This window comes from Vagococcus sp. AM17-17 (assembly GCF_003471765.1).
Taxonomy (GTDB): domain Bacteria; phylum Bacillota; class Bacilli; order Lactobacillales; family Vagococcaceae; genus Vagococcus; species Vagococcus teuberi.
The window spans coordinates 385,378-397,958 of the sequence record NZ_QRJY01000001.1; the positions used below are offsets into that span (position 1 = coordinate 385,378).

A 12,581-nucleotide genomic window follows, 5' to 3' on the forward strand; every position below is an offset into this window, starting at 1 on the left:
ATTCCTTTTTTTACTAGTCTTCTTTCATTGCTGCTTTTAAAGCTGCCGCAAGTGGGCTTTCCATCTCTTCTGCTTGATTATATCTTTTAATCAATTTTCGCTCTTCATGTTTCGAGATTTTTTTTTTACCTTTTGAGCCACTTTGCATTTTTTCTGTGTATTGACAGCCACCGCACTTGAAATATGATCCATTTTTATTTTCTAATATCATCATTTTCTTTTTACATTGCGGGCAACGCTTATTGGATACTTTTGGATCTTTACGTCGTTTGTAATGACAAGTCTCACTGCTACATACATAGATTTTGCCATCTCTTGTATTTTTTTCTTTTAATTGGCTACCACAATCAGGACAGGTTTTATTGGTTAATGAATGATCGACATACTTTTCTTCACTCATTTTAATTTCTTTAACTAATCGAGTGGTTTCTTTTTCAATGTCTTTTATAAATACTTGATGTTTAAGATCACCATTCGCAATTTTTTCTAAAGAAAGCTCCCATTGTTGTGTCAGCTCTGGTGTGACAAGTGATGGATTCACTAATTGTAATAGTTGTTTTCCTTTTGCTGTAACCACTATACGATTGGTTTGACGTTCAATTAAATCTGAACTGATTAATTTTTCAATAATTTCGGCACGTGTTGCGGGTGTTCCTAAATTATGTTTTTCCATTTTTCCAAGTAACGTTCCCTCTGATAATGGATTTGGTGGAGTTGTCAGTTGTTTATTAATCTTATAAACTACTTTGATTGCTGTTCCTTTTTTAAAGACAACAGATTGTTTAGCTGCTTCTTCAACTTGTTTCCATCCAGTTTCAAGGACACGTTGTTGCTTAAAAACAAAGGTTGATTGGTCTACTTTAGCTGTAATTGTTTCAATAGATACTTTATACGGCGGTAAAAATAAACCTAAGAAACGTTCTACAATCATGCGATAGATTTTCAACTCATCGTTGTCTAATTTTTCTAGGCGAGCCGATTGTTCTGTTGGAATCAATCCATGATGATCAGTTACCTTTGCATTTTGGAACACTTTTTGCTGTTTTACTACTGCACCATCTTTAACAAGTCGTTTCACTAATTCTGGTGACATTTGAGTAACAGCAGTCAAACGTTCTTTCATCGTTGATTTCATGTCGGTCGTCAAATGTTTCGAATCAGTTCGTGGATACGTGACAATTTTATGCGTTTCATATAAACGTTGAATAATTGACAGTGTTTTTTTAGCAGAATATTGGTAACGTTGGTTTGCTTCACGCTGAATTTCTGTTAAATCATAAGGAAGTGGTGCGTACTCTGTTTTTTCCTTCACTTGAATCTCTTCAACTATTAACGATTTTCCATCAAATGATGCGACTAAATCTTCTAATGCTTGTCTCTCTTTATACTGTCTAGGATTTTTTAATTGCAAATGTCCTATGACACCATCATATTCAGCGTCTAGCGTAAAATAGGTTTCCGGTCTAAATTTCTCAATGACCTCTTCTTGTTGTCTAACCATCGCAAGAGTCGGTGTTTGAACGCGTCCTGCTGATAAACTGTCTTTGTATTTTACAGTTAACGCTCGTGTCACATTTAACCCAACCAACCAATCAGCCTCGGCACGAGCCACAGCTGAATAATATAAATTATCATACTCTTTACTTGGTCTTAATTGTTTAAATCCTTGTTTAATGGCTTTATCTGTTTGAGAAGAAATCCATAAACGTTTCACTGGCTTTTTGAACTTGACATATTGTAAAATCCAGCGTGCAACTAGCTCTCCTTCACGTCCTGCATCAGTTGCGATAATGGCTTCAGATACATCTTTGCGATTAGCTAATTGACTAATTGCTTTTAATTGTGGACGTGTTTTAGGTAGTGGTTTTATCCCTACTCGTTCAGGAATCATTGGTAAGGTATTCATGTTCCACTCTGCCCAATCTTTGTTATAATCTTCAGGCATCTTTAAGCCAAGCAAATGACCTAAAGCCCAAGTCACGATATATTTATCGCCCTCGATATAATTTTTAGTTTTCTTGGTTGCCCCTAGCACTTTGGCTAAATCTCTGGCAACACTTGGTTTTTCTGCTATTACCAGTTGCTTCATCTGAGTTATTATCTCCTAAATCTAATTTTTTGTACTCACTTACCAGCATTAATCCTCTGTATGCTTGTAAATCTTCATCACAGTCTTCACAATATACGTATTCTTCATCGTTCCAAAAAGCGACTAAATAAGGATCTTTGCATTTTACTTCTTCGTAGTTTTGTTTTAATTGATCATATTGTTTCATAAATGCTTTTTCTGCATCATGAAATTTATCAAAAACCTCTTCTGATTTTATATTTTTTTCCCATTTTTCAAAAAACCACCAAGGCTCATCTTCACTATAAGTCTGAATAACTTGATACATCTATTTGTCCGCCCTTCTTTTACACTTTACTTATAGACTATGTGAAAATGTCTAAATTGACAAATCTTACGACTTATCTATTTTATCTTGTTAAAAAAAAAGAAACAAGTTCTCACTCGTTTCTTTTTAAATTTCTATTATAATAACTCACCAAAACGGTTTACATAGATTTTCTTAACAACCATTACAAGCATTAGATATGCAACGATAGTCAGTGCTAAATAAATCCAGTATTGCCCTGGTAATGGCATCAATCCTAAATCTTGACCAAACGCTGTAAATGGTAAGAATGAACCAATTGCAATACCGATAGACGTAATCGTTGTTAAAATAAATGATGCTCTACTTTGAATAAATGGTAATTTTGGTGTTCTTAATGTATGAATAACTAATGTTTGAGACCATAATGACTCAACAAACCAACCAGCATGGAATACTGCGATAAACAATGCTTGTTGTTCAGCTCCTAATGTGTGATATGATCCACCCACTACTGCTGGACAAATGACAAAATACATTAAAGCATACGTAGTAATATCAAACACTGAACTTGTAGGTCCAAGCCACTTCATAAATGACCCAATACGGCTTGCATCCCATTTTTTAGGTTCTTCTAAATAATCGGCATCCATATTATCCCATGGAATTGACATACAAGAAATATCGTAAATTAAATTCAAGAATAGCAGTTGAATTGGCAACATTGGTAAAAATGGTAAGAAAATACTTGCCACAACAACTGAGAACATATTACCGAAGTTTGAACTTGCTGTCATTTTGACATATTTCATAATGTTACCAAACGTTGTACGTCCTGCTAAAATACCTCGTTCTAACACCATTAAATCTTTTTCTAACAGAATCACGTCAGCACTTTCTTTAGCAATATCAACGGCTGTATCTACTGAAATACCCACATCAGCTTCTTTCATAGCAGGTGCATCATTGATACCATCACCCATAAAGCCAACAGTGTGACCTGCATCACGTAATACTTTTACTAAACGTGTTTTTTGAGACGGTGTTAATTTAACAAAAATATTGTATTTTTCTGCAATGACTTTTAATTCCACATCATTCATGCGAGAAATCTCAGAGCCTGTAATTAACTCCTCATCTTCTAATCCGACTTGTTTACACACAGATTTAGTGACTAAAGCATTGTCCCCTGTTAATACTTTAACACCGACACCATGTTCTTTTAATGCTTTTAAAGCGTCTTTCGTTGTTTCTTTTGGTGGATCGAGGAATGCAAGGTACCCAATTAATACCATGTCGCTTTCGTCTTTGACAGAAAACTCACCAACTACACTTGGATTTGTTTTTTGAGAAACCGCAATCACACGTAATCCATCTTCATTTAACTCATCAACTGTTTTTAAAATAGTTGATTTGATTTCTTCTGTTAAAGGAACCACACTACCACGGTAGTCAACATAACTTGATACGTCAAGCATTTCTTCAACGGCACCTTTTGTAATCATTTGAGTTTTTCCAAACGCATCTTCAATCACCACACTCATACGACGACGTTGGAAATCAAATGGAATTTCATCAACTTTTTTATACGCATTGACATTCATATTTAACTCTTCTTCAGCTGATTCTATAATTGCTTTATCCATTAAGTTTTTTAAACCTGTTTGATAATAACTGTTAAAGAATGCATGTCTTAATACTCTGTCGTCTTCTTTTCCATCAACATCTAAATGATACTCTAAAATGATCTTGTCTTGTGTCAAGGTTCCTGTTTTATCCGTACACAATACATCAATTGCACCAAAGTTTTGAATAGAGTTTAAATTTTTAATGATAGTGCCTTTTTTCGCCATTGTTGACGCACCTTTTACAAGGTTCGTTGTCACAATCATTGGTAGCATTTCAGGTGTTAATCCTACTGCAACAGATAGACCAAAAAGAAATGCTTCTAACCAATCACCTTTTGTTAAACCATTAATCAGGAATACAGTTGGTGCCATGACCAACATGAAACGAATTAATAACCAAGATGTTTTTGAAATCCCCACATCAAAACTAGTAATCGTGTGTTTTTCGGACACATCTTTCGCGATTTGACCAAATAATGTGCCATTTCCAACAGCAATAACTAAACCTATTGCACTACCACTTACTACGTTACTTCCCATAAATGCAATATTTTCATAATCTGTTTCTGTGTCTTTGTTTCTCATAGTAAATGTGTCTTTTTTTTCAACAGGATAACTTTCACCAGTCATAGCAGCTTGCGAGACGAACAAGTCTTTTGTACGAATCAATCTAACGTCTGCTGGTAACATATCTCCTGCTGATAATTTAATAATGTCGCCACACACAATTTCTTCAATAGGTAACTCAACTTCTTCACCTTTTCTAAGAACTGTCGCTGTGACTTTTACCATATTACTTAATTTTTCAGCCGCATTATTTGACTTAACTGACTGAACAAGTGTCATTGTGCCACTTAACAACACCATTGCTACAATAATCAATACGCCAGTTAAATCTTTTTCATCAGCTGGAACAATCACATAATCTGTAATAAACGAAATAATAGCTAAAGCTAATAATACGGTAGTAAACGGTGTAAAATATGCTTTTAACACTTCAATAATAAAGGGTGTTTTCTTTTTATGTGAAATAACATTTTCACCGTACTCATCTCTTAATACTTCTGCCTCATTGTTATTTATACCACTAAGACTTGTTTTAAATGTTGAAAATAATTTATCAATACTAGTTTGTGCAAAAAATTTGTAGTTTGCTACTTCTTTTTTTTCCATTGTTGTAACCTTCTTTCCCACGTGTTGTGTCCATAAGAAACACCCGATCATAAAAAAGAGTATGCCACTCATATTTGTATGAATCATGTGTATTCCCCCTTTTTATTGGGTCCTTTTGAGAAGTGGTTACAAGCTATCAACTTATCTCTCTGAGGTAGAAACAGATAGATAATAATAAACTTTTTTTATTTCCCACTCTTCATGACCCTTGTAACTTCGACCGTGACTACTATCTTCCATGTGTTTCCATCTCCTTTGTTTGTTATTTTTTATAAGAATAATAGTTTTAAAAAAACAGTTACCCCTCCTTTGATTGATTAGAAAACGCAAAAAACCTTCCGTCCAAAACTCGACGAAAGGCATAAAGACACATTTAATAAACTTGTGAGATCCAATCGTTGAGTTTTAGCACTATACAACGTAAAAGTTACAAAGAACTTTAGCTACGTTAAAGAAAACCTTATATCGATCATCTCTGTTATACCCATTGGCGTCTCTCGACATTTTTGGGCAGTAGCCTATGTTTGTATAGGAGCCTCACCTAACTAATCTATTTTTCTTACACACAGAACTATATCGTATTAAAAACGTTCTGTCAACACCTTTTTTAATTAAATGTACTGACGTTGTTTATCTTCATAAAACGCCACATCGATTAATCCGCCACCTAAACATTCCATCCCATCATAAAAAACAACGGCTTGTCCAGGTGTAATTGCTCTCACTGGTTCATCAAAATAAACGGTTGCTTGCGTTTGATCATCTGACAATACAACACGTACACCAATATCTTGTTGTCTATATCTAAACTTAGCTGTACATCTAAATTCTTTTGGTTTCGGTGTATCAACAGTAAAATGTACTTCACTTGCTTCAAGGTGTGTTGAATACAAATTTTCATGATGAAATCCTTGTCCTACATATAAAGTATTTGTTGATAAATCTTTCCCCACAACAAACCACGGTTCACTCGATTCACCTTGACCTCCACCGATTCCTAATCCTTGTCTTTGACCAATGGTATAGTACATTAATCCAGCATGATCACCTTTAATATCACCATCTAACGTGATCATTTTTCCAGGTTGTGCTGGTAAATATTTCCCAAGAAATTCTTTGAAATTCTTTTCACCAATAAAACAAACACCTGTTGAATCCTTCTTTTTAGCAGTTGCAAGTCCAGCTTTTTCGGCAATCTCACGAACTTCTTTTTTCTCCATATGTCCAAGTGGAAACATTGTTTTAGATAATTGTTCTTGAGAAAGTTGACTTAAAAAGTACGTTTGATCTTTATTTTGGTCTACCCCACGTAACATTTGAGATGTTCCTGTATCATCACGAACCACTTGAGCATAGTGACCTGTCGCCACGTAATCAGCACCAAGTTGCATGGCATAATCTAGAAAGGCTTTAAATTTAATTTCTTTGTTACACATGACATCAGGATTTGGTGTTCTACCACGTTTATATTCAGCTAAAAAGTATTCAAATACACGGTCCCAATATTCTTTTTCAAAATTCACAGAATAATACGGGATACCTATTTGATTCGCTACTTTCGCCACGTCTTTGTAATCTTCAGTTGCCGTACAGACACCATTTTCATCCGTATCGTCCCAATTTTTCATAAAGACTCCAACTACATCATACCCTTGTTCTTTTAGTATTAGGGCAGTTACAGATGAATCCACGCCACCACTCATACCGACTACTACTTTAATTTGACTGTTATCTGTCAAACTCATCACCATCATTTCTTTTTATAGATTCTGAAAATCTACTACGATTTGAAGGTCGTATTTTTTTCAGTTATTACATTATAGCGTTTTTGCTTAATAAAATCATCTCTTTGACACAAAAAAAGAACTGCCATAAGACAATTCTTTTCTTTGGGTTTAAGCTTTTTCGATACAATCAAATGACATTAAATCATCCATGATATAATAAAATTGCTCTTGTTTATCTTTTTGATCATCTGATTTAAAAATATTAATCGATTTTAATCCATTTGGCGTTGTCAAAGACATTTTTAATGTTTTCAAGTCTTTTGCCACTGTTATTTTTAACTTTGGACTTTGTTTTGCTTGAGGTGTGATATCTAATGGTCTCACCAATTGTAAATTTCCTGAAGGTGTTGCTTGGAAACCATAATCTTTAAACGTATAGGCTCTTGCCTTTGGATTTATTTTGTACAACTGTGGGCATCCTTCCACTGTTGCTTTTTCTAAGAATGACATACTTATCCCCCTATAAACTTGATACCCTCATTATAATGAATCTGTTTACAAATACCAACTATTTTTTTAAAATTGATTGAACCGTTGATACTAAGGTTTGTGCAAATTCAATAATTTGCATTTCTGTCACCCCATAGCCAAAACTAATTCTGACTGATTCTTTAGTTGCTTTACTGTCGTTTGAATAAATGGCTTGAATAATGCGTGATGGTTTTACATCTCCTGCACTACAAGCAGATCCAATTGATATGGCAAAACCAGCTAAGTCTAAACGAGATAACAAAATGTTATTAGGAACATTTTTAAACCAAATATTTAAAATATGAGGTAATTTATTTTCTCTGTCTCCATTTATCTGATACTCTATCTGTTGCTCATCTAACGCTTCTAAAATAAGACGTTCGAATTGATTATATCGTTCTTTATTTTCAGCTTTTTTCTCAGCTGTAAGAAGTGATACAGCCCTTTTTAAACCGACTATTCCCGCTAAATTTTCAGTCCCAGCACGTCTTTTTTCTTCTTGATCGCCACCTTGTATCAATACAGGAGTTGGTTGACCTGAACGAATATAAGTAAATCCAACACCTTTAGGCCCATTAATTTTGTGAGCTGAAATAGTTAAGTAATCAACCTTTAAATCATCGACATTGATTATTTCTGTTCCAAATGCTTGAACCGCATCTGTATGAAATAAAATATCTTGATCAAAAAGTAATTGACCTATTTCTTTTATCGGATTAAGCGTTCCAATTTCATTATTACCATACATCACTGAAACGAGGATGGTTTCAGGTTTAATAGCTGATGCTAATTGTGTCACACTAATATGTCCTGTTGAATCAACTGGTAAATAAGTAATCTCAAATCCCATGTTTTCTAATGTTTCAAGTGGTTTGATTACTGCTGAATGTTCCACATTTGTTGTGATAATATGATTTCCCTTGTGTTTCATTTGTCTAGAAATATCCAACAACACTGTATTATCACCTTCAGAACCACCACCATTAAAAACGATTTCGCGTGATTGTGCACCAATCGAAGCGGCAACGACATCTCTTGCCATATCTAATTCAAACTCAGCTTGGCGACCAAATTGGTGCACACTTGAAGGATTACCATATATAGTTGACATCACTCGTGTCATCTCTTCTATGACTTCTGGAGCCATTGGTGTTGTTGCGGCATGATCTAAATAAACTGCTTGCATTTTTTTCACTCTTTCATTTTTTATCTCTCTAATTTCTTACAATAGTGGGGCAAAAACAGATAAACATGCTCGCACTACTTTTTTTGGAAACGACACATTTTTTGCTTGCTCCAATGAAATTTGTTGACTTAGTTTTTCAATCTCCATATGATCCTGTAACACAGCATCAACGCCATTTGTTTTATACATCCACACACCACATTCAAAATGCAAGAACAAACTACGGTAATCTAAATTCACCGTTCCAACTGTTGCATAAAGTCCATCTACAACACACGTTTTCGAATGAATAAAACCTGGTGTGTATTCATATATTTTGACACCTGCTTCGATTAATTGTGCATAGTTGGATTTCGTCACAGCATGAACATACCATTTATCCGGTATATGAGGGGTTATGATTCTAACATCAACGCCACCCTTAGCAGCATTACATAACGCTTCCATTAATAAATTATCAATCACCAAGTAAGGTGTTGTAAAATAAACATATTCAGTCGCACGATTAATCAAATTTAAATACACGTTCATCCCGACTGTTTCTCTATCAAAAGGTGAATCCACATATGGTTGATAATAACCATCATTCTCTGGTAATTCTCCAGGAGCATATTCTGGAATAAACTCTTCAATGTTGCTTTCGGTTGAATTCACAAAATCCCACATTGATAAGAATAAAAGAGAAAAGCCCCAAGCTGCTTCACCTTCAACTTTAATCGAATTATCTTTCCAATGACCAAATCTTTCTATCCTATTGATATATTCATCTGCTAAGTTAATGCCACCTGTATAAGCAACTTTTCCATCAATCACGGTAATTTTTCGGTGATTGCGATTGTTAAAAATTGGCGACAATACTGGAATAAATGGATTAAACACACAACATTTAATGCCTTGCTCGCGTAACTTTTTATCATAACCATGAGGTAGAGTAAACAAGCAACCAAAATCATCATAAATGAAACGCACATCTACGCCTTCTTTTGCTTTTCTAACCATAATTTCAAGTATTGTATCCCACATCTCACCTTCATGAACAATAAAATACTCCATAAAAATATACTTCTCAGCCTTTTCAAGGTCTTCAATCATCGCTTTGAAAGCTTCCTCCCCCAACGGATAATACTCACTTGTCGTATGCTCAAATAAAGAAGCCTCACCATGTTTGCTAAGATAATTAGACTGAATAATAGCATTTGGGTTCCCATCATCTATCGTCGTTTTAGCAACAGTACTCTCGTTAGCCATTCGCTCTCGTTCTTGAACCATTGCCATCTTCATTTTTTCTTTATTACTGAAACGAACACGACCAAACACTAAATAAATGACTGTCCCAAAAATTGGTATTAACATGATAGGAATAATCCAAGCAATTTTATAGGCTGGATTACTTCGACTATTGATTATTTTTATGATAACCGCACTAGAAATAAGCAAATAGAATGTATAAAAATAGACAAAGTAATTCTGAAATCTAAACACAATAGCAAATAATACGCCCAATTGTATCAAGATTAATAAGACTATTAGGACTGCCCTATTCGATATGATTTTTATTAATTTTTCCATCAATCTCTCCCAATCTTTTTGTTTTCTTACTAAATGAAGAAAAAGGCTCTTCACTAGAGAGCCTTTTAAAAGGTAACTTCATCCGGATTTCTTGCAGAACCAGCTTTTCCTTGTAGTGCATCAATTAATCCCATATCAAATTCTGATAACTCAAAGTCAAACAACTCAATATTCTCTTTAATGCGACTTGGTGTTACTGATTTTGGTAATGGTAAAAATCCCTTTTGTAACGACCAACGCAACACAACTTGAGCGACAGTCTTATTATGTGTGTCTGCAATTCTTTCTAACTCTTTTAATTTAAAAATATCTCCTGTACCAAGAGGGCTATAAGCTTCTAAAATAATCCCATTGTTTCTACAATAATCCACGATTTCATGTTGTTGATCACTTGGATTTAAATAGATTTGATTAATCACTGGTTGAATTACAGCCGTTTCTTCTAGTGCTTTCAAATGATGAATTAAAAAGTTAGATACGCCAATACTTTTAATCTTCCCTTCATCCACTGCCTCTTCCATGGCTTTCCATGAACCCGCATTTGCTTCTTTCCAGTTGTCACGATAATCAATTGGATTTGGCCAATGAATCAAATATAAATCTAAATAATCTAATCCTAATCTTTCAAGAGACTCATTAATCGCTTGTTTGGCTTTATCATATGAATGATCATGATTCCATAGTTTCGTGGTAACAAATAACTCGTCACGTGGGATGCCACTTTCTTTAATCGCTTCACCAACACTGGTTTCATTACCATATATCATGGCTGTATCAATATGGCGATACCCTGATTCTAGTGCCGACTTAACTGCTTGTTTAGCAATATCCCCATTTTCTGCTTGCCATGTTCCAAAACCTATTACTGGTATTTTATTACCGTCTTTTAGAGTATAGTAAGTCTGTTCTGTCATCATTACATCCTCCCTCATTTTTACCGACAACTTATCTTCTTCGGCGATATCTATTTCTCGCTTCTAATCTTTTTCGTCGGTTTCTTTTTCTAATATACCATATTATTAAAAATAGTAAAAAAATTAAACCACCAATTAAGCCTGCGATTAATTTCCAGTGTTTTAACATTTTTTTAACAAAACTTGATGAGGTAATTTCGTTTACTGATGAATTAGTTAACACTTTTTTCACGGGATTTTGTTCTTCTTTTTCTTTGTATGTCACTGCAATTTGTGGAATGGTATCTGAAACTCTTTCTAGGCCATTTTCTACCACAATTTTTCCATCATCATTAAGTTTAAGTGTGTAGGCTTCTTCTTTTTTGACTGTATCGAGTAACGGTGATTCTATTGTAATCGTTTTGTCATCAATTTCATGCTCGCCACTTGTTAATAATTCTTTGTATTCATAATGGTTGAAACCGTAATTTAGCATTGCATTAGCAAAGGGATGGCGTTTGTATTCTCCCGTTTGATCTGCCCAATCTCCCACACCTAAAACAATCGCGATAAGGCGTAAATCCCCTTTTTTGGCTGTCATGTCTATATTAAATCCACCTGTCGGGCTTGACCCTGTTTTCAAACCATCCACCCCTTCATAGGAATACTCTAAACCAGGTAGGGAATAATTATAGGTATCAAATGTTTCTTCATAAGGTGTTCCACTCATCGTCGTTACTTTTGGCGTATTTGTTATCGTTAATATATCTGGGTATTTCGTCAATAAAAAGTAAGTAAATGTCGCAAGGTCTCTAGCAGTTGTCACATTAGACGCCGTTGTTTGAAGAGTTGATGTATCTACCCCTTCTGCTGCATACATCCCTTGAAATGCACTAATTTCCGCTCCAGTAATATTTACTATTTTAGTGTTTGTCATACCCAATTCTTTAGCAGTGTCATTCATTTTTTGTAACATTAATACGGCATTTGGTTCAACCAAGTCTGCTAACATCACCGTTGCAACATTAGAAGATGGTACTACTGCCATTTTTAATAATTCTTTAACAGGATATGATACACCTAACTGTATTTTATTGTTACTTAGTTGGTAAATTTGTGAAATCGCAACATAACGCTCAGTTGCTTCTACCTCTGTATCAAGTGAGAGTCTTCCTTCTTCTATCGCTTGATACACTAAATAGACAACCATTAGCTTCATGATACTGGCCGGATTGTGTGGTGCATCAGGGTTTTCTCCCCACAAAAATTGACCCGTATTCGCATCTATCAAAACGGCTCCTTTAGGTTTATCGAGTTCATTTACCGTAAAGCCTGACTCTTTGATTAAATCCATCATATTTGGCATCTCTTCAGCTGAAGATTTTGTTGCAAATACAAAACTAAAAAAGACTACTCCCACAAATAATCTTCTCAAATACTTTTTTAATCCCATCCTAATCTCCTTTAATATATTCTCCTGTCTATAATACCAAACTTTC

The 12,581-nt window shown here is 34.7% G+C and carries 9 protein-coding genes and 1 riboswitch; all 9 genes read right to left on the bottom strand.

Annotated elements, in window-relative coordinates:
- Positions 1 to 13 precede the first annotated feature (13 nt).
- Positions 14 to 2,089, bottom strand: coding sequence for a DNA topoisomerase 3 (locus DW196_RS01875; protein WP_118249735.1), 2,076 nt, complete (start codon positions 2,087 to 2,089; stop codon positions 14 to 16).
- Positions 2,010 to 2,396 carry a DUF1033 family protein gene (locus DW196_RS01880; protein ID WP_118249736.1) on the bottom strand — a complete coding sequence of 129 codons (387 nt, stop codon included), beginning with the start codon at positions 2,394 to 2,396 and terminating at the stop codon, positions 2,010 to 2,012. Before DW196_RS01880 ends, DW196_RS01875 begins: the two co-directional genes overlap by 80 nt.
- 137 nt (positions 2,397 to 2,533) lie before the next feature.
- Positions 2,534 to 5,176: a magnesium-translocating P-type ATPase gene (gene mgtA / locus DW196_RS01885; RefSeq protein ID WP_118250196.1), complete on the bottom strand. Its 2,643-nt coding sequence runs from the start codon at positions 5,174 to 5,176 to the stop codon at positions 2,534 to 2,536.
- Between the two features lie 383 nt (positions 5,177 to 5,559).
- Positions 5,560 to 5,732: riboswitch (M-box (ykoK) riboswitch) on the bottom strand.
- Between the two features lie 55 nt (positions 5,733 to 5,787).
- Entirely contained in the window at positions 5,788 to 6,915 is a 1,128-nt protein-coding gene (gene mnmA / locus DW196_RS01890) for a tRNA 2-thiouridine(34) synthase MnmA (protein WP_118250198.1), read from the bottom strand.
- Positions 6,916 to 7,071: 156 nt separating this feature from the next.
- On the bottom strand, positions 7,072 to 7,413 hold the full coding sequence (locus DW196_RS01895) for a cysteine desulfurase (RefSeq protein ID WP_071456722.1): 342 nt from the start codon (positions 7,411 to 7,413) through the stop codon (positions 7,072 to 7,074).
- A gap of 58 nt (positions 7,414 to 7,471) precedes the next feature.
- The gene (locus DW196_RS01900; protein WP_071456721.1) at positions 7,472 to 8,620 is read right to left on the bottom strand and encodes a cysteine desulfurase family protein; all 1,149 of its coding nucleotides are present in this window, start codon (positions 8,618 to 8,620) and stop codon (positions 7,472 to 7,474) included.
- A gap of 36 nt (positions 8,621 to 8,656) precedes the next feature.
- Entirely contained in the window at positions 8,657 to 10,189 is a 1,533-nt protein-coding gene (gene cls, locus DW196_RS01905; protein WP_118249737.1) for a cardiolipin synthase, read from the bottom strand.
- A 65-nt stretch (positions 10,190 to 10,254) separates the two neighbouring features.
- Positions 10,255 to 11,103, bottom strand: a complete 849-nt coding sequence (locus DW196_RS01910) for an aldo/keto reductase (protein ID WP_071456719.1) — start codon at positions 11,101 to 11,103, stop codon at positions 10,255 to 10,257.
- 31 nt (positions 11,104 to 11,134) lie between these two features.
- Positions 11,135 to 12,535, bottom strand: a complete 1,401-nt coding sequence (locus tag DW196_RS01915; protein WP_158563494.1) for a DUF1958 domain-containing protein — start codon at positions 12,533 to 12,535, stop codon at positions 11,135 to 11,137.
- Positions 12,536 to 12,581 lie beyond the last annotated feature (46 nt).